The 17535-nt window shown below is 64.5% G+C and carries 20 protein-coding genes, 1 tRNA gene and 1 pseudogene; 6 read left to right on the top strand and 16 right to left on the bottom strand.

Annotation, left to right across the window (positions count from 1 at the left end; genetic code table 11):
• The first annotated feature begins 58 nt into the window (after nucleotides 1-58).
• From FJ957_RS20265 to FJ957_RS31865, 4 genes and pseudogenes are all read left to right on the top strand, one after another.
• Nucleotides 59-135, top strand: a tRNA-Arg gene (locus FJ957_RS20265).
• A gap of 118 nt (nucleotides 136-253) precedes the next feature.
• Nucleotides 254-358: pseudogene (locus tag FJ957_RS32075) on the top strand (LysR family transcriptional regulator); the annotation flags it as partial.
• 134 nt (nucleotides 359-492) lie between these two features.
• Nucleotides 493-1023 carry a dihydrofolate reductase family protein gene (locus tag FJ957_RS20255; RefSeq protein WP_140834457.1) on the top strand — a complete coding sequence of 177 codons (531 nt, stop codon included), beginning with the start codon at nucleotides 493-495 and terminating at the stop codon, nucleotides 1021-1023.
• 85 nt (nucleotides 1024-1108) lie between these two features.
• Nucleotides 1109-1282, top strand: a complete 174-nt coding sequence (locus FJ957_RS31865; protein WP_181180640.1) for a hypothetical protein — start codon at nucleotides 1109-1111, stop codon at nucleotides 1280-1282.
• Between the two features lie 204 nt (nucleotides 1283-1486).
• Here FJ957_RS31865 and FJ957_RS20245 read toward each other — a convergent pair whose 3' ends face one another.
• The 8 genes from FJ957_RS20245 to FJ957_RS20210 form a co-directional block, all read right to left on the bottom strand.
• Nucleotides 1487-2383 carry an RNA polymerase sigma factor gene (locus FJ957_RS20245; RefSeq protein ID WP_140834455.1) on the bottom strand — a complete coding sequence of 299 codons (897 nt, stop codon included), beginning with the start codon at nucleotides 2381-2383 and terminating at the stop codon, nucleotides 1487-1489.
• Between the two features lie 41 nt (nucleotides 2384-2424).
• A complete protein-coding gene (locus tag FJ957_RS20240; protein ID WP_246674299.1) occupies nucleotides 2425-2745 on the bottom strand; it encodes a hypothetical protein in 321 nt (106 codons plus the stop codon).
• A 96-nt stretch (nucleotides 2746-2841) separates the two neighbouring features.
• A complete protein-coding gene (locus FJ957_RS20235) occupies nucleotides 2842-3807 on the bottom strand; it encodes a 2-dehydropantoate 2-reductase N-terminal domain-containing protein (protein ID WP_140834453.1) in 966 nt (321 codons plus the stop codon).
• Nucleotides 3808-3907: 100 nt separating this feature from the next.
• Complete coding sequence (locus tag FJ957_RS20230; protein WP_140834451.1) at nucleotides 3908-5563, bottom strand: FAD-binding dehydrogenase; 1656 nt, start codon at nucleotides 5561-5563, stop codon at nucleotides 3908-3910.
• Nucleotides 5564-5641: 78 nt separating this feature from the next.
• Nucleotides 5642-6628: a Gfo/Idh/MocA family oxidoreductase gene (locus FJ957_RS20225; RefSeq protein ID WP_140834449.1), complete on the bottom strand. Its 987-nt coding sequence runs from the start codon at nucleotides 6626-6628 to the stop codon at nucleotides 5642-5644.
• A gap of 269 nt (nucleotides 6629-6897) precedes the next feature.
• Nucleotides 6898-7473, bottom strand: coding sequence for a YceI family protein (locus FJ957_RS20220; protein ID WP_140834447.1), 576 nt, complete (start codon nucleotides 7471-7473; stop codon nucleotides 6898-6900).
• Between the two features lie 66 nt (nucleotides 7474-7539).
• Nucleotides 7540-8109, bottom strand: coding sequence for a cytochrome b (locus FJ957_RS20215; protein ID WP_140834446.1), 570 nt, complete (start codon nucleotides 8107-8109; stop codon nucleotides 7540-7542).
• A gap of 61 nt (nucleotides 8110-8170) precedes the next feature.
• Nucleotides 8171-9061 (bottom strand): LysR family transcriptional regulator, encoded by an 891-nt coding sequence (locus FJ957_RS20210; protein ID WP_140834444.1) that lies wholly within the window; start codon nucleotides 9059-9061, stop codon nucleotides 8171-8173.
• Between the two features lie 96 nt (nucleotides 9062-9157).
• Here FJ957_RS20210 and FJ957_RS20205 point away from each other — a divergent pair, with 96 nt between their 5' ends.
• Nucleotides 9158-10153 carry an aldo/keto reductase gene (locus FJ957_RS20205; RefSeq protein ID WP_140834442.1) on the top strand — a complete coding sequence of 332 codons (996 nt, stop codon included), beginning with the start codon at nucleotides 9158-9160 and terminating at the stop codon, nucleotides 10151-10153.
• A 278-nt stretch (nucleotides 10154-10431) separates the two neighbouring features.
• On the opposite strand, the gene FJ957_RS20195 is transcribed toward FJ957_RS20205, so the two are convergent.
• The 7 genes from FJ957_RS20195 to FJ957_RS20165 form a co-directional block, all read right to left on the bottom strand.
• Complete coding sequence (locus tag FJ957_RS20195) at nucleotides 10432-11034, bottom strand: nucleotidyltransferase family protein (protein WP_140834440.1); 603 nt, start codon at nucleotides 11032-11034, stop codon at nucleotides 10432-10434.
• 47 nt (nucleotides 11035-11081) lie between these two features.
• Complete coding sequence (gene pheT / locus FJ957_RS20190) at nucleotides 11082-13490, bottom strand: phenylalanine--tRNA ligase subunit beta (RefSeq protein WP_140834439.1); 2409 nt, start codon at nucleotides 13488-13490, stop codon at nucleotides 11082-11084.
• Entirely contained in the window at nucleotides 13487-13939 is a 453-nt protein-coding gene (locus FJ957_RS20185) for a GFA family protein (RefSeq protein WP_140834435.1), read from the bottom strand. Before FJ957_RS20185 ends, pheT begins: the two co-directional genes overlap by 4 nt.
• Entirely contained in the window at nucleotides 13936-14988 is a 1053-nt protein-coding gene (gene pheS / locus FJ957_RS20180; protein WP_246685899.1) for a phenylalanine--tRNA ligase subunit alpha, read from the bottom strand. Before pheS ends, FJ957_RS20185 begins: the two co-directional genes overlap by 4 nt.
• Nucleotides 14989-15175: 187 nt before the next feature.
• Nucleotides 15176-15577 carry a 50S ribosomal protein L20 gene (rplT, locus tag FJ957_RS20175; protein ID WP_042637600.1) on the bottom strand — a complete coding sequence of 134 codons (402 nt, stop codon included), beginning with the start codon at nucleotides 15575-15577 and terminating at the stop codon, nucleotides 15176-15178.
• Nucleotides 15578-15614: 37 nt separating this feature from the next.
• Nucleotides 15615-15818: a 50S ribosomal protein L35 gene (rpmI, locus tag FJ957_RS20170; RefSeq protein WP_027166935.1), complete on the bottom strand. Its 204-nt coding sequence runs from the start codon at nucleotides 15816-15818 to the stop codon at nucleotides 15615-15617.
• A gap of 197 nt (nucleotides 15819-16015) precedes the next feature.
• Nucleotides 16016-16663 (bottom strand): isoprenylcysteine carboxylmethyltransferase family protein, encoded by a 648-nt coding sequence (locus tag FJ957_RS20165; RefSeq protein ID WP_140834430.1) that lies wholly within the window; start codon nucleotides 16661-16663, stop codon nucleotides 16016-16018.
• Between FJ957_RS20165 and FJ957_RS31860 the strand changes: the two genes are divergently transcribed.
• Complete coding sequence (locus tag FJ957_RS31860) at nucleotides 16662-16820, top strand: hypothetical protein (protein ID WP_181180639.1); 159 nt, start codon at nucleotides 16662-16664, stop codon at nucleotides 16818-16820. The genes FJ957_RS20165 and FJ957_RS31860 overlap by 2 nt on opposite strands.
• A gap of 74 nt (nucleotides 16821-16894) precedes the next feature.
• On the opposite strand, the gene infC is transcribed toward FJ957_RS31860, so the two are convergent.
• Nucleotides 16895-17431 carry a translation initiation factor IF-3 gene (infC, locus tag FJ957_RS20160; RefSeq protein WP_095767981.1) on the bottom strand — a complete coding sequence of 179 codons (537 nt, stop codon included), beginning with the start codon at nucleotides 17429-17431 and terminating at the stop codon, nucleotides 16895-16897.
• Nucleotides 17432-17535 lie beyond the last annotated feature (104 nt).

The following is a 17535-nucleotide window of genomic DNA, read 5'->3' as shown; positions in this document are numbered from 1 at the left end:
CATCGCGGCCGGCCGTCTCGACCGGATCGCGGGGCCTGTGTCATGCACGGCCTGTTGCGCGCCCGTAGCTCAGCTGGATAGAGCACCAGACTACGAATCTGGGGGTCAGGAGTTCGAATCTCTTCGGGCGCGCCAAACTACGCTCCGGCCGTTAGGCAGAAATCTCGGTCGCGAAGTCGCGATAGGAGTGCAACTGGCAGCCCGGACCTTGACCAAGCGCTCGCGGCCCAGGACATCCGACCAGATCACGGCCGCGTGGCGCCTGCTAAGCGCTCGGGTATAGGCATTCCTCGATTATCTGAAACGGGCCTTTCCCAAGGGGACGCCTGATGAGTTGGCGGCCTATATCGGCGAATGAACAGGCGATCGACGCGCCGTCGAAGGCGCTCACGCGCTTCGAAAAACCAATTGCGAAATAAAATCGGCCAACTTAGCTTATAACCGATTGCATAACGCAATCAGATTGCGTGAATGCCATTTGAGGAACAGGCAATGGCCAAGCTCGTGTTCGGAATGAACCAGTCGCTGGACGGCTACGTCGATCACATGGAGTTCGCGCCAAGTCCCACGCTCTTTCGCCATTTCATCGAGGAGGCGCGCGGACAGGCCGGCAGCATCTACGGTCGCCGCATGTATGAGATCATGCGTTACTGGGACGACGATCATCCCGAATGGGATGCGGACCAACGGGCCTTCGCGACGGCATGGCGGAACCAGCCGAAATGGGTCGTCTCGCGCTCGCAGAAGTCTGTCGGTCCCAATGCCAGGCTTGTCGAGGACGATCTTGAGGGCGCGATCCGAAAGCTGAAGGCCGAGCGCGACGGGGAAATCGAAGTCGCTGGTCCGGATCTGGCGCGAAGCCTGACCGAGCTTGGCTTGATCGACGAGTATCGCATCTACCTGCACCCCGTCGTGCTTGGTCACGGCAAGCCATATTTCGCCGGAGCCCGGCCGCGGCTCCGCCTCATGGCTCATGATCGGATCGCCGAGGATGTGATCAGGCTGACCTACGGTCCTGCCTGATCTCGGGATCGAGACAGAAAACCCTTGCACCGCGCTCATCGTCGGCTGGGTAGCCTCTTCCATCAACCAGTGGCCGGAATCGGGGATGACGACTTCGGTCACATTGGTGGCGGCGTTGCGCATGACGGCCGCCGCCAACTCCGAGAAGCAGCGGCTCCAACGTCAGACCGGCTTCGCCAGCCGGCACTGCGATCTCGACGCAGGTTCCGGCTTCCTGACCGAACTCACGGTGAAAAGACAGCACGGCAGCGTGGTGTAGGTCGCCATCGCGATTGAGCCATAAGCCATTGTTGAGGCACTTCGTCGGCTCGCTCTCGCCGATATCGACCCGAGGGCGGAACTGTATGCGAGGACTACATTGCGCTGTAGTAGGGTCTCGTGCGGTGGTCTTCTTTCGAAAATGCCTAATTGGAAGATGCGCCATGAACGAGTTAGCGGAGCGGACAGAGCGTCCACAGGCCCGTCATGCCCGCTCGCCGGGAACCGGGAGAATATCAGCCTCGGCGGCGCAATAAGGCACGTGGCGGAAATCGCGGATGCGGACGACTTCATCGCCGCGCCAGTCGATCAGCACGAAGCCGCGCACCGTATCGCCGGCTCGCGGGTTACGGATCAGAATTGCCGGCCGGGCCTCGACAAAGCCGAGCGACAGCGCCCAGTCGCTCATGCGGTCGTAATTGCCGAAATAGGTCGAGGCTTCCTTCTTGCCGCGCAAGCGCGCGCGGTTGACGACGTCGACCTGGATGTCCTCGGCGATCATCATCCTCACCCCGTCGAAATCGCGCGCGTTGAACAGGTCGACATAGCGGCGCAGCCGCCGCTTCTCCTCCGGGTCGAGCTTCGGCATGGTCATGTCGTCCGGCAACGCCGCCATCGCCTTCAACTCCGCCCGGCCGCGATGCAGCGCCGCCTTGACGGCGGCAAGCGTCGCGCCCGTCACCTCGCAGGTCTCGTGCAGGCTGAGGCCGAGCACGTCGACCAGGATCACGGCGCTGCGCTGCGCCGGCGTCAGCCGCATGAAGCTGCGCAGGCTCATGGCAGTCGCGAGCCTCGTCTCGGCGCTGGCGGAGAGGTCCGCTATCGCGGTCATGTCGGCCTCGCTCATTCGCGAACGCTCCCGCTGGCGGCGGCGCAGATGATCCTGTGCCGCATTGTGGACGATGCGGAACAGCCATTGCTCGGGGCGTTCGACGCGCGCGCCGCCATCATGCGCGGCAAGCGCCTTCACCACCGCCTCCTGCACGATGTCCTCGCCCTCGATCGCCGAGCCGGCCATGCGGGCGGCGTAGCGATGCAGCTTCGGCCGCAGGCCGACGAGCATGGCTTCAAGTTCCGCGCGGCCGAACCCTGCTGAGCTCATCGTCCTCTTTCTCGCCTCGCCGATTACATGCCGTCCCCTGGTCAGGCGGGCACGGCTTCATCGGCCCCGGCCAGCATACGATAGTTGCCGACGATCTTCGCCGGCGACCTCGCCAGCGGCGTCGAACGCCGCCCGGCATGATCGGCGCCGAAGGCCTTGAACGTGTCCAGCTCGGTCAGCGCCGAACTGTCCTTGTCGTAGCCGACGAGGTGGACGAACTCGCCATTCTCCAGTTCGAGCACCAGATAGCGCACCGATTGCGGCTGCGTTTCATCCAGCGCCTCGAACACCTTTGCCACCAGCGCCCGGTTCTCGGCGATGCTGGCGTCTTTCACGCCGTAGCGGATGAGATTGTAGGTCATGGTCGTCTCCTGTTTGCGGATCTGCGTGAGGAAGACGTTCCATGGGGTCGAAAGGATTCCCGGGTGGGTTACTATCTTTCGATTCGTCTCCTGCGGTCAGCCGGTTCCGCCGACCATGGAGACGATCGTGTCGTCGCCGGCCGATTGCGGTCGCATCCGGCCGCTGGCCAGCTCGATCGACAGTTTGCACAAGGCCGAGTTGACCGGCGTCGCCATGCCGTTGAGCCGCCCCAGAAGGACGATCTCGCCATTGAGGAAGTCCGTTTCGAGCGAACCGGTCCCGCGCACGATGCTTTGCAGCGTCGAGGAGCCGACACGCGTTCGGCCGGGGATGGCGGTTATGCTCAATTCCTCGCGCGCCATGGCGTCGGTCTTGTCCCAGTCGATTCCGGCGGCGGTGAGCACCGCCTCGGCTTCGGCGCGCGCCTTGGCATACCATTTCCGCTGCAGCTCGGTCTCGGCCAGCGCCGCCTCGATGATGTTGCGAAGGTTGGCGAGCAGCTTGCGGTACTTGCTGCTCATCACATTGTCCCTGGGGTCGACGACGAAACCGGAGGCGCTCAGAACCCTGCACAGTTTCTCGACTGTGCCGTCGGTTCCGGAAGGATAGCGGCCGATATCGAAGGCGCCGATCCTGGGCGCGAAGTAGGCCGCGACCTGGCCGGGCGTGTCGTAATCGGCCGGCAGCATGACTGTTGCGCCATAGACATTGGCGAAGAAACGCAACGCCAGCGGCTCGTTGGCAACGCCGTTCTGGAAACAGAACACGGGTTGCGCCGTTACGCCGGCGGCGTTGAGCCGCTGCAGCGCGCCGAGCGTGTCGGGGGTCTTCATCGTCAGGAAGACGACATCGTCCGGCCTGAAGGAAATCTCCGTCGGATCGGCATGGACAGGAAAGCGCGCGGTCCTGGTGCCTTGCGGGGTGGAAAGCGACAGCCCCGAAGCGCGGATGGCGTCGAGCTGCCTGCCGCGGGCGATGCCGAGGACCGCATGCCCCGAAAAGCTCAGCTGGGCCGCGATGGCGCCGCCGACCGCGCCGATGCCATAGACGATGATGCGCATGCTGTTCCCGTTGTGGTTGGAGTTGGGCCTTCGGTTGACAACGATTGAGCGAAAAAGCCTACAGCGTCGTCGCTGGACCGGCGATCACCCGCGCCTCCGTTCACGCAATCGTGGCTGCCGTCGCCCGCCCCGCGCTGCGCCCCGAAAAAATGCAGCCGCCGAGGAAGGTGCCTTCCAGCGCCGCGTAGCCGTGCACGCCGCCGCCGCCGAAGCCGGCCACTTCGCCCACCGCATAGAGACCCGGCACCGGCTCGCCGGCCGCATCAAGAACGCGGCTGTCGAGATCGGTCTGCAGCCCGCCCAGCGTCTTGCGGGTCAGGATGTTGAGGCGCACGGCAATCAGTGGGCCGTTCGCCGGATCGAGCATCTTGTGCGGCCTGACGGTGCGGATCAGCTTGTCGCCCAGATAGGCGCGCGCGCCGCGCAGCGCGGTGATCTGGGCATCCTTGGAGAATGGATTGTCGAGTTGCATGTCGCGGGCGCGGATCTCGCGCTCGACCTGGGCGACCTCCAGCAGCGGCGCGCCGCCGGCCAGCGCGTTCATGCGCGCCACCAGCTTTGCAAGGTCAGCCTCGACGATGAAGTCCTCGCCCTTTTCCATGAACGCCTTCACCGGGCCGGGAATGCCGCTTGTTGCGCGCCCCAGCACCTGCCGCCAGCTTTTCCCCGTGAGGTCGGGGTTTTGTTCGGAACCCGACAGCGCGAACTCTTTCTGGATGATTTTTTTGGTCAGGATGAACCAGGAATAGTCGAAGCCGGTGCCCATGATGTGGCTGAGCGTGGCCAGAGTGTCGAAGCCCGGATAGAGCGGCACCGGCAGGCGCTTGCCGCGCGCGTCGAGCCAGATCGAGGAGGGACCGGGAAGGATGCGGATCGCGTGATCCGTCCAGATCGGCGCCCAGTTCTTGATGCCCTCGACATAGTGCCACATGCGGTCGCGGTTGATGATCGAGCCGCCGGCAGCCTCGGTGATCGCCAGCATGCGCCCGTCGACATGGTCGGGCACGCCGGTGATCATGCGCTTTGGCGGCGCGCCGAGGCGCTCAGGCCAGTTCCTGCGCACCAGCTCGTGGTTGCCGCCGATGCCGCCGGAAGCCACGATCACCGCTTGCGCGCCAAGCTCGAACTCGCCGGCCACGTTGCGTGAGCTCTTGTGGCCGCGTTCGACGCTGCTCGGCTCCAGCACCTCGCCGCGCACGCCGGTGACGGTATCGCCGGAGCGGACGAACTCGTTGACCCGATGGCGGAACCTGAACTCCACCAGCCCGCGCTTTTGCGCCTCGCGCACGCGCAGCACGAAAGGTTCGAGCACGCCGGGCCCGGTGCCCCAGGTGATGTGGAAGCGCGGCACCGAATTGCCGTGGCCGGCCGCATTGCCGCCGCCGCGCTCGGCCCAGCCGACGACGGGGAAGAATTTCAGGCCGCGCTCGATCAACCACGAGCGCTTCTCCCCGGCGGCGAAGCCGACATAGGCCTCAGCCCATTTGCGCGGCCAGAAATCCTCCCGACGGTCGAAGGCGGCCGTGCCCATCCAATCCTCGAGCGCGAGGTCGTGGGAATCGCGGATGCGCATGCGCCGCTGCTCGGGCGAATCGACCAGGAACAAGCCGCCGAACGACCAGAAGGCCTGGCCGCCCAGTGACTGCTCCGGCTCCTGGTCGACGATGATGATCTTCTTGCCGGCGTCGGCCAACTCGGCCGCGGCGACGAGGCCCGCCAGCCCCGCGCCGACAATGATCACGTCCGCGTCAGCCATTTTTCCTCCGTGGCCGGCAAAGCAATTCCAGGAAAAGTGCGAAGCGGTTTCCGTCCGGAATTGCGTCTAACAAAAGATCTAGACGTTCTCCCAGCCGTCCTTTTCTCCGGCCCGGAAGATGGCGTCGATGACTTTCTGGTTGAGCACGGATTCCTCCAGCGTGAAGACGCGGTCCTTGCCACCCTGCGCGGTACGCACGAAGGCCTCGCATTCCAGCCGGTACTGCTGCGTGCCCGGGAAGCGGAACACCTGGGCCTCGGTGTGGTTCTGGTTGTGCAGCTCGATGCGGTGATGCTCGTAGAGCCCGGCATTGAACGGGCCAAAAACCTCGATGAAGCCCTTCTCGCCGTGGAACACCATTACCTGGCGGGCCGCCATCTGCGTCGACAGATAGAAAGACAGCTCGAAATCGCCGAAGTCGGCTCGGATCGAGGAATAGATGTCCGTGCCGAAGGTCTTGTCGCGCTCGATCGTCGCCTGCACGCGGATCGGCTCCTTGCCGGTCGAAAAGCGCGTCGACACCGTCGGATAGACGCCGATGTCGGGCAGCGCGCCGCCGCCGAGATCGAGCTGGTTGCGCATGTTCTTGGGGTCGACATTGTAATAGGAGAACGCACCCTGCACATGGCGCAGCCGTCCGATCGCGCCGCCGGCGATGAGGTCGCGCACCTTGATCCATTGCGGGTGGTAGACGACCATGAAGGCCTCGCAGACTAGCACCTTCTTTTCGTCGCGCAGCTTGATCAGCGGCGGGATCTCCTTGGCGTCGAGCGCCAGAGGTTTCTCGACCAGCACATGCTTGCCCGCCTCGATCGCCTTCGCCGTCCATTCGACATGCTGCGAGGTCGGCAGCGGGATATAGACGCCGTCGACGTCCTTGGAGGCAAGCAGTTCCTCATAGGAGCCGAAAGCGTGGCGGGCGCCGAAACGCTCGCCAAGAGCCTTGGCTTTCGACAGGTCGCGGCTGGCGATCGCCGACAGGACGCCGTTCTCCGACTCCACGATTGCCGGCAAAAGCTGCTCGCGGCCGATCTTTGCCGTCGACAGAACACCCCATCGGAACATTGTGCTTCTCCATGTCGGTTTACAGGTAACGAGGTTTGCCCGAAATCGACGGAAAAGCCAATCGCAGACGCGGGCCACAAAACGCCTTCGTCATCCTCGGGCTTGACCCGAGGATCCATTCCGTAACCCTTGACGTAAAGTGCAGCGGCGCAGAATTCTGTAACCATTGCAACGCTTTAGCGTCACGGAATGGATGCTAGGGTCTGCGCGGGTCGCTTCGCTCCTTGCTTCGCCCCGGGATGACGGACGCGAGGACGCGGGGCTTGGAACTACCCCCTTCTCCCCATCAGCGTCATGTCGAAGTCGACGATGTTGGAATAGAGCGGCGTGCCGACATCCATGCCGTAGCGCGACCTCAGCACCTTGCCGGTGACGTGGAACTTGATCGTCCCGCCCTTCAATCCACCGAGTTCGGCGGTGAATTTTTCCGGAAACGTCTTGCCGCGCGCCGTCAGCCGGCCGGTGACAAGCGCCGTCGTGTCGCCGGTGCGGGTGACGCTGGTCGAGCGAAACTGGATTTCGGGATTGTTGGCCGCGTCGAACACCGCGTCGGAGCGCAAGAAGGCGTCGATGCGGCCCTGCCCGGTGCCGACGCTTTCGGGATAGATGGTGAGGTCGACCTTGGAGCGGCCGACATCGCCATTGTCGATGCGGATCGTGCCCTTGAAGCGGCCGAAGGCGCCGTCGAAACCGCCGCCGCCGGCCTTGCCGATGGTGAAGCGGACCGAGGAGCCCGACGGGCTGATTGTGTAGCTGCCGGCGGCGTCGCTGAGCGCCACCGCGGCAACGGCAGGCACGGCAAGGCAAGCGGCAAAAGCCGCCAATCCGAGGATGCGCGCGTTCATGGGTTTCTTCCTTCCGCAGATACGTTTTTCTGCGTTCTCGCCCCACCAACGAATGATGGAGCGGTTCTATTCCCTACCTGACGAAGGTGTGATCATGCGCGTCAGCACCGTGTCGCGCAGCAGGAAATGATGGCGCAGCGCCGCCGCCACATGCAGCGCCACCAGCGCGATGCCGGCATAGGCGAGATACCAATGGGCGGATGCCCAAAAGCTCTCCGAAGCGTCGGATTCGGCCAGCGGCAGATTGGGCATGACGAACAGGTCGAACGGCATGGTCGGGATCTCCAGCGTCGACACCGAGACCAGCGCCCAGCCGGACAGCGGCAGCGCGATCTGGAAGGCATAGAGCGCGAAATGCGCCAGCGGCGCGGCCTTGCGTTCCAGCGTTCCGACCGGGGCCGGCAAGGCCGGCACCGCATTGCCGAGCCGCCAGGCGATGCGCAGGATGATCAGGCCGAGCAGCAGGAAGCCGAAGGACTTGTGCAACTGGATCAGCTCGAAGGACGTCCGCTGGCTTGTCGTGCGCACCATGACGAAGCCGAGCACGAACTGGCCGATGAAAATGATGCCGATCAGCCAGTGGAGGACGATCGTCGCCCAGCCATAGCGGGTCGCGGTGTTGGTGAGGGCGTGCATGCGAGGCGAACGAAGCTGAGCCGCGCTTTCTTCCGTCCTTCCCACTTTGGGGAGGGGCGGCTCACCCGCTCACCTTGAAGAAATCCACGAACGCCCTCAGCGCCGGCCGCATCTGCCTGCGGCTCGGATAGTAGACGAAAAAGCCCTCGAAGGTCGGGCACCAATCCTCCAGCACGCGGATCAACCTGCCGTCGGCGAGCGGCGCTCGCACATAGGGTTCGAAGACGAAGGCAAGCCCGGCGCCGTCGACCGCCGCCTGGGCGATCAGATGATCTTCGTCCAGGATCAGCGGCCCTTCGACCGCGATCTCGATTTCCTCGCCATCCTTCTCGAATTCCCAGCGGTAGAGGATGCCGCTGGAGAAACGGAAGCGGATGCAGCGGTGACCGGCCAGCTCGCGCGGATGGCGCGGCTTCGGCGTGGCCGCGAAATAGGACGGCGCGGCGATCACCGCGCTGCGGATATTCGGCCCGATGCGCACCGCGATCATGTCGCGCTGCAGGCTTTCGCCGAGCCGCACGCCGGCGTCGAAGCCGCCTTCGACCACATCGGTGAAGCGATCCTCGATGACGATCTCCAGCACGATGTCGGGATAGGCGGTGGCAAACGCGCCGAGCCGCGGCGTCAGCACCAGATGCGCGGCGGTGCGCGGCACACTGAGCCGCAGATTCCCGGCCGGCCGGTCGCGCGCCTCGACCGCCGTCTCCAGCGCCAGATCGATCTCCGACAACGCCGGCCGCAGCCGTTCGAGCAACTGTGCGCCTTCCTCGGTCGGCGCGACGCTGCGCGTGCTGCGGGCCAGAAGCCGCACGCCGAGCCGGGCTTCCAGGCTCGACACGGCATGACTGACCGCCGACGGCGCGATGCCGAGTTCGCGCGCCGCACGGCGGAAGCTGGCGCATTGGGCAACCGTGGCGAGCACCGCGAGCTGGGAGAGGTTGGTTCGGTTCATTGTTCTATTTTATAGAGCAAGCCGTGCGAAAGAGAACCGATTATCGAACGTGGAGCAAGGCGCTATCTCCTTCCCATCGCAACAAGGAGACGCGTGATGAAAACCCGCAAACTCGGAACCGAACTCGAAGTCTTCCCCGTCGGCCTCGGCTGCATGGGCATGAGCTTCGGCTATGGCGGCCAGCCGGAGGCGGAAGCCATCGCCACGCTGCGCCGCGCCGTCGAGATCGGCGTGACCTTCTTCGACACCGCCGAAGTCTATGGTCCCTTCGAGAACGAAATCCTGCTCGGCAAGGCGCTGCAGCCGGTGCGCGACAAGGTCACCATCGCCACCAAATTCGGCTTCAAGATTTCCGAGCACGGCTCGGGCATGGACCGCATGATCGGCGTCGACAGTCGCCCCGAGCACGTCAAGGCGGTGGCGGAAGCCTCGCTCAAGCGGCTCAACACCGACGTGATCGACCTCTATTACCAGCACCGCGTCGATCCCAACGTGCCGATCGAGGACACGGTCGGCGCCATGGCCGAGCTGGTGCGCGAGGGCAAGGTGCGGGCGCTCGGCCTGTCGGAAGTGAGCGGCGCCACGCTGCGCCGGGCGCATGCCGTGCACCCTATCGCCGCCGTGCAGAGCGAGTACTCGCTGTGGAGCCGCGATCCCGAGGACGAGGTGTTCGACGTCTGCCGCGAGCTCGGCATCGGTTTTGTCCCCTATAGCCCACTCGGCCGCGGCCTGCTCACCGGCACGATCGGCAAGCCGGATGCGCTCGGCGCCGGCGACTGGCGCCGCACCCTGCCGCGCTTCCAGGCCGAAGCGATGGCAGCCAACAATGCGGTCATCGCGGTGCTGGAAAAGCTGGCGGCTGAAAAGGGTGTGACATCCGCGCAGCTGGCGCTTGCCTGGGTGCTGCACCAAGGCGATTTCATCGTGCCGATCCCCGGCGCAAGGAAGATACGCCATCTGGAGCAAAACACGGCGGCGGCCGGCATCGAGCTGAGCGCCGCCGAGGCTGCGTCGATCGGTGATGCGCTGTCACCCGACAAGGTGGTCGGCAAGCGCTACACCGAGGAACTGCTGGCGCTGGTGAATGGGTGAGTGCGAGGCGTGTTGAGATAATGGAGGGGCGCTTCGGCGCCGCTTCTACTTGGGACGCTGGCGCGAGGCGCCCCCTCTAGCCTGCCGGACATCTCCCCCACTTTGGGGGAGATTGGCTGTCACCGCCGCTTTCGCCAATTACCGAGGTTGAAGGAAGAGGCACAGCGCCGAAGCTGCTGATCTCCCCCCTTGTGGGGGAGATGGCCGGCAGGCCAGAGGGGGCGCTGTCCCGCCGACAGAGGGCTCTTTGTCCAATTGAGCGCGTCGGGGGACTGCCCCTACCACGGCACCACACTGATCTCCGGCCAGAACTCCTGCGCCCTTCTCCCTTTCATCTCATGCGTCCGCTGATTGTCCAGCACCCTGTTCGGCGTAATCCGAAACGAAAAAATGTCGTCGAGCCCGAACGGCGCCACCAATTCGAGCTCGCCATTGCCATCGAACCGCACCCCGACCGCATGCGTCTTCGAGGCAAAATAGCTCACCGACTCGCTCGCGCTCGTATAACGCGGACACTCCTGCCCGAATTTCTGCGGATACCACAGATGCACCCGCGCCTGGTTGCGCACCTCGACCGGCAGCGACAGTCCCTCGAAATGCTTCGCCGCCCGGCGGATCACCGCATCCTCTGCCTCGTAGGACAAATCGGCGTCGTCGAAATAGAACAGGTCGACATCCTTGATGCCGTAGCCAGGCGGCTTGCCGGTCAGATGGTTCCAGACGCTGTTGTAGAGCACGCCGGAAACCACCAGCCAATCCGGCAGCGCGAGTTGGCGCACCCGCGCCAGCGTCTCGCTGAGCAGCGGGTCGGCCGCAACGATCCTCAGGAACGCCGCGCGCTGTTCTTCAAAAGGCAGGCCGGAATAGCGGAGATGGTGCATCGCCCTTTGGAGGGCGATTCGCCGTGCTCGGGCAATCCCAGAAAGCGTTAAGCCCTCAGCACGCCGCCCGTCTGCTTGTTGACGTTGTCGACGATGCGCTTGGCCAGTGCCTCGAAATCCTCGTCGGTCAGCGTCTTTTCGACCGGCTGGATCGACACTTCGATGGCGATCGACTTCTTGGCCGCCCCCAGCGAGGCGCCTTCGAACACGTCGAACACCGAAACGCCGGTGACCAGCTTCTTGTCGGCGGCTAAAGCTGCCCGGACCAGCGTGCCGGCCTCGACCGTCCGGTCGACGACGAAGGCGAAATCGCGCTTCACCGCCTGGAAGGGCGAAAGCTCCAGCTTCGGCTTGGTGCGCGTCGGCTTGGCCTTCGGCTCCGGCACGGCGTCGACGAAAACCTCGAAGCCGCAGAGCGGGCCGGACACGTCCAGCCCGTCCAGCGTCTTCGGATGGAATTCGCCGAAGGTGCCGAGCACGGTCTTGGGGCCGAGCTTGATCGTGCCCGAGCGCCCGGGATGATACCAGGCGGGACCGCCCGGCTCGATCTGCAGCCGGTCGACCGGCGCGCCGCAGGCCTCGAGCGCCGCGATCGCGTCCGCCTTGGCGTCGAACACGCCGACCGGTCCGGCATTGCCGGCCCAACTGCGGCCCGAGCCATCGAGCTTGGCGGTGCCGCGCCTGACACCAGCGGCGACGCGGCGCTGCTGGTCGGCGCCATCACCCTCATAGGTGCCCGAGACCTCGAACAGCGCCACATCGCCAATGCCCTTGTCGGCATTGCGCTGCGCGGCCGCAATCAGCCCTGGCAGCAGCGACGGCCGCATGTCGGACATGTCTGCGGCGATCGGGTTGGCGAGCTTGAGCGCTGTCTGGCCGCCGCCGAACAGCTCGGCGTGTTTTGCCGGGATGAACGACCAGGTCACGGCCTCCATCATGCCGCGCACGGCCAGCGCGCGCTTGGCGGCGCGGGTGCGCACCTGCAGCGTGGTCAGGATCTTGCCGTTGACCGCGTCATGCGAGGCCAGCGGCTGCGGTGCGATGTTGTCGACGCCGTGGATGCGCATCACCTCTTCGACGAGATCGGCCTTGCCGTCGACATCGGGCCGCCAGGAGGGGACCTTCACCTTGACGACGTCGCCCGAGCCCTGCGGCTCGAAGCCCAGGCGGGTCAGGATGTCGAGGGCTTCTTCCCTCGGCACCTCGATGCCGGTCAACCGCTTCACTTCCGAAAGCGGGAAGGTGACGACCTTCGCCTTATGGCCGGCATAGCCGGCAACCTCAATTTCAGATGGCGTGCCGCCACAGAAATCGAGCACCAGCTTGGTCGCGAGCTCCACGCCCGGCACCATGAATTCGGGATCGACGCCGCGCTCGAAGCGGTAGCGCGCATCGGTGATGATGCCGAGCGCGCGGCCGGTCCGCGCGGTGGTGATCGGATCCCAGAGCGCCGATTCGATCAGCACGTCGGTGGTGTTCTCGTCGCAGCCCGAATGCTCGCCGCCCATGATGCCGGCGATCGATTCCACGCCATTGTCATCGGCGATCACGCACATCTCCGGCGTCAGCGTGTATTCGCGCCCGTCGAGCGCCAGCACCTTCTCGCCGTCCTTCGCCCGGCGCACCACGAGGTTGCCGGCGACCTTGCTCGCATCGAACACATGCAGCGGCCGGCCGCGGTCGAAGGTGACGTAGTTGGTGATGTCGACCAGAGCGCTGATCGGGCGAAGCCCGATGGCGATCAGCCGCTGCTGCAGCCATTTCGGCGACGGGCCGTTCCTGACGCCCTTCACCAGCGTCAGCGCGAAGCCGGGGCAGAGCTCAGGCGCCTCGATCGTGACCTTGACCGGGCACAGGCCATCGCCGGCATGCGGCATGATCCCGCCACCGGTGAGCCGGCCAAGCCCGCTCGCCGCGAGGTCGCGCGCGATGCCGTAGACGCTGGTGGCGTCCGGCCGGTTCGGCGTCAGGTTGATCTCGATCACCGGATCGTCGAGATGCGCGTAGGCCGCGAAGCTGGTGCCGACCGGCGCGTCCTGCGGCAAATCGATGATGCCGTTATGCTCGTCGGAGATTTCCAGCTCGCGCTCCGAGCACATCATGCCGTGGCTTTCGACGCCGCGGATCTTGCCGACCGAGAGTGTCACGTCGATGCCGGGAACATAGGTGCCGGGCGCCGCGAAGGCGCCGATCAGGCCTGCGCGGGCGTTGGGCGCGCCGCACACCACCTGCACCGGCGGCTTGCCGTCGCCGGTGTCGACGGTCAGCACGCGCAGCCGGTCGGCGTCGGGATGCTGCACCGCCGTCAGCACCTTGGCGATGACGAAGGGCTTCAGGCCGGCCTTGTCGTCGACATGCTCGACTTCGAGGCCGATCGCGGTCAGCCGCTCGACGATTTCAGCCAGAGAGGCGTCGGTCTCGAGATGGTCCTTGAGCCAGGAGAGGGTGAATTTCATGGTTCTGTTCCGTTTGGTCCTTGCCCGTCCGACCCTTGTTGGTTGGGGCGGGGCACGCTGGTCTTCAGATGTCTAGGCAGGTCGTCCGGCATGTGCAGGAAGGGCAGCTGCTCACGCACATAGGCATGCAGCGTCGGCTTGAAATAAGCCGGCATGTCCATGGCGCCGAGCATGAAATAGATCTGGCTGTCGAGCCGTTGGTCAACATAGGCGATCGGCGAGCCGCAGATGCCGCAGAACGAGCGCTCCACCGGACCGTTGCGGTAGCTTTTCAGCGATTTGCCCTCGAGCGCGACCTGGTCGGCCACGAAGCCGACAAAAGCCGACACCGGCGCGCCGCTGGCGCGCCGGCAATCGCCGCAATGGCAATAGCTGATGTGGTGCGGCTCGGCCGAAGCCTCGAACCGCACGGCGCCGCAGCGGCAACCCCCGGTGTGGGGTGCGGTCATGTCGACAACCCCCCGAACAGCGTCGGCAGGTCGAGCGGCCTGAAGCCGTAATGCGCCAGCCAGCGCACGTCGGCGTCGAAGAAGGCGCGCAGGTCCGGCATGCCGTATTTCAGCATGGCGATGCGGTCGATGCCCATGCCCCAGGCAAAGCCCTGATATTCGTCGGGATCGAGCCCGCCGGCGCGCAGCACGTTCGGGTGCACCATGCCGCAGCCCAGGATCTCCATCCAGTCGGAGCCTTCCCCGAAGCGCACTTCGCCCGGGCGCGAACGGTCGCACTGGATGTCGACCTCGAGGCTGGGCTCGGTGAACGGGAAGAAGGACGGGCGGAAGCGCATCTTGACCGACGGCACCTCGAAGAAGGCCTTGCAGAACTCCTCCAGCACCCACTTCATGTTGGCGACGTTGGCTGATTTGTCGACCACCAGGCCCTCGACCTGGTGGAACATCGGCGAGTGGGTGGCGTCGGAATCCTGCCGGTAGGTCTTGCCGGGGATGACGATGCGGACCGGCGGCTTCTGCTTCTCCATGGTGCGGATCTGCACGGGCGAGGTGTGGGTGCGCAACAGCTTGCGCTCACCCTTCTCGTCCGGCTGGAAGAAGAAGGTGTCGTGCATCTCGCGCGCCGGATGTCCCTCGGGAAAATTCAGTGCGGTGAAATTGTAATAGTCGGTCTCGATATCCGGGCCTTCGGCGATGGCGAAGCCGAGATCGCCGAAGATCGCCGCGATCTCGTCGATCACCTGGCTGATCGGATGAATGCGGCCGCGCTCGGCCGGCGATTGGCGAACGGGGAGCGTGACGTCGACCTTCTCAGCCGCGAGCCGGGCCGCGATCGCCACATCCTTCAGTTCCGCCTTGCGCTGGGTGAGCGCTTCGGTGACGCGGTTCTTCAGGCCGTTGATCGCCGGCCCCTTCACCTGGCGCTCCTCGGCGCTCATTGCGCCCAGCGTCTTCAGCATTTCGGAGACGGAACCCTTCTTGCCCAGCGCAGAGACGCGCACCGCCTCGATCGCGGCCTCATCCGCCGCCGCCGCGATTTCGGCCATCAGAGAATTTTCGAGTGTATCAAGGCCTGTATTTGCGTCGTTCACGATCAAAGCTCGCTGCGTTGGAAGTCACGCTAAACGTGAAAGTCACGTCTAAAGTGAAAGTTCAGGCATAAGAAAAACCCGCGCCAGCCGTGCCAGCGCGGGTTCCCCAAATCAGAATTGCGTATGCTTGGGAAGCGCTGGCTTAGGCGACAGCGCTCTCAAAAGCATTCGGCGTGGTGTTCTTCAGATATTCGAGCGCGACCTTGGCCTTGGCGACCAGCGCGGCGAAAGCCTGCGGCTCGTGGATGGCCATGTCCGAAAGGACCTTGCGATCGATTTCGATGCCGGCCTTGTTGAGGCCGTCGATGAAACGGCCATAGGTCAGGCCATGCTCGTGGGTCGCGGCGTTGATGCGCTGGATCCACAGCGCGCGGAACGAGCGCTTCCGGTTCTTGCGGTCGCGGTAGGCGTATTGCAGCGACTTCTCCACCGCCTGCTTGGCGATGCGGATGGTGTTCTTGCGGCGGCCGTAGAAACCCTTGGCGGCCTTCAAAACCTTCTTGTGCTTGGCGTGGGCGGTAACGCCTCTCTTTACGCGTGCCATGTCATGATCTCCTTAAAACGTTGTCCAAGCCGAGGGATTAGAGGCCGTTCGGCAGAAAATTCTTGATGACCTTCTTGCCGTCCGGTTCAGCCAGAACCATCGTGCCGCGGGCATCGCGAATGAACTTGTTGGAACGCTTGATCATGCCGTGGCGCTTGCCGGCGGCAGCCGACAGCACCTTGCCGGTGGCAGTAATCTTGAACCGCTTCTTGGCGGCCGATTTGGTCTTCATCTTGGGCATTTTGCTACTCCGTATTGGTGGCGCACCATCGCGCTTCTTGTCTCGCTTCGGGCCGACCAAAGCCCGAAAAGCAAATGAAACCGCCACGGCATGCCCTGCCGGGCGGTTTTCTTGGAACCGCGGTCCTATAGATCAAACAGGGCCGGTGCGCAACACCTCAAGAGCCATGCGACGCGCTGTCCTGGCTGCGCGCCGTTCTAGGGCAGCGTGAACCACACCGGCAGCATCCCCGACTGCTGCATGCCATCGATCAGCTCGAAGGCCGGCAGCGCCACCAGGAACACCAGCCCATCGAGCAGCGTGTTCAAGAGCAGGCGGGGCTTGAAGCTGCCGGTATCGCCTTCCTGGTAGAGCGAAAGGTTCGGGAAGAAGCGCGGCACCTTGGCCAGATAGGCCTTGTAGGGCGCGCCGAGCACTTCCTTGAGATACCGCTCCTCGCGCAGGATGACGATATGGAAGGCGCCGGCGCAGAGCAGCGAGAACAGGATCATGCCGCTGAACGAGCCGATCTGCGCGCCGACGCCGGCGGCGGCCACCGTCGAGAACAGATAGAGCGGGTTGCGGGTGATCGAATAGGGACCGCCGGTGACCACTTCGGCCGATTTGCGCCCGCCGATATAGAGCGTCGACCACAGCCGCCCGACGATGCCGAGGAAGATCAGAAGCACGCCGAACATCTCGATCGACTCGTGCATCGAGGTCTCGGGCGGAAAGCTCGATTGGCCGAACAGCAATGCGCAGAACAGCACCACGATCAGCACCGCCAGCACGATCCGGCGCATGTGCTGATAGCCGCCCAACCCTTCATTCTGGTTGTCGGCCGGGACCTTCACTTCATCGACCATGATCCATCCGATCGTCGATTGGTTCGCGATCGGCAAAAGCCGATCGTCGATTGCTCGCGATCGCGAAGTGATCGTCGAGGTGGCTGGCGATCGGATTGAAAACAGGCGCCCCGCCGATCGCCGGGACGCCGTGCCCGGCAATTCGGGCGGATTTTAGAGCGGGATGCGAAGAGCCCGGCAACTCTCGAAACCGTGATGGACGCGACGCTTTGACGGCCGCGCCTTTCCCGGTCAGCGCGGCGCCAGCACCATCATCATCTGGCGGCCTTCGAGCTTCGGCTCCGCCTCGACCTTGGCGATCGTCGCAACTTCCTCGCGCACCTTGTTCAGAAGCTGCATGCCGAGTTCCATATGGGCCATCTCGCGGCCGCGGAAGCGCAGCGTCAGCTTGACCTTGTCGCCTTCCTCGAAGAAGCGCCGCACGGCCTTCATCTTGGTCTCGTAGTCATGGCTGTCGATGTTCGGGCGCATCTTGATCTCCTTGATCTCGATGACCTTCTGGTTCTTGCGCGCTTCGGCCGCCTTCTTCTGGTTGGCGTATTTCAGCTTGCCGAGATCGAGGATCTTGACGACGGGCGGCACCGCGTTGGGCGATATCTCGACCAGATCGAGCCCGGCCTCTTCGGCCAGCAGCAATGCGTCGTTGATGGAAACATCGCCTCGGTTCTGGCCGTCGGCATCGATAAGCTGGACCCGGGGCACCCGGATGTCTCGGTTGGAGCGCGGCCCGTCCTTGGTGGGCGCCGCTGCTTTGAAAGGTCTGCGAATGGTCGTGGTCTCCTCGGCCGTTTCGTTCTGGGTTCTTTAGACAAAAAACAGGTGGACGCGCCTATGTGGTGAGCGCGGGGCGTGAGTCAATAGCATAGCCCCGC

This window comes from Mesorhizobium sp. B2-4-6 (genome assembly GCF_006442775.1).
In the GTDB taxonomy this organism is placed as follows: Bacteria; Pseudomonadota; Alphaproteobacteria; order Rhizobiales; family Rhizobiaceae; genus Mesorhizobium.
The sequence above is the reverse complement of the archived record's forward strand: the minus strand, read 5'-3'. Positions and strand labels throughout refer to the sequence as shown.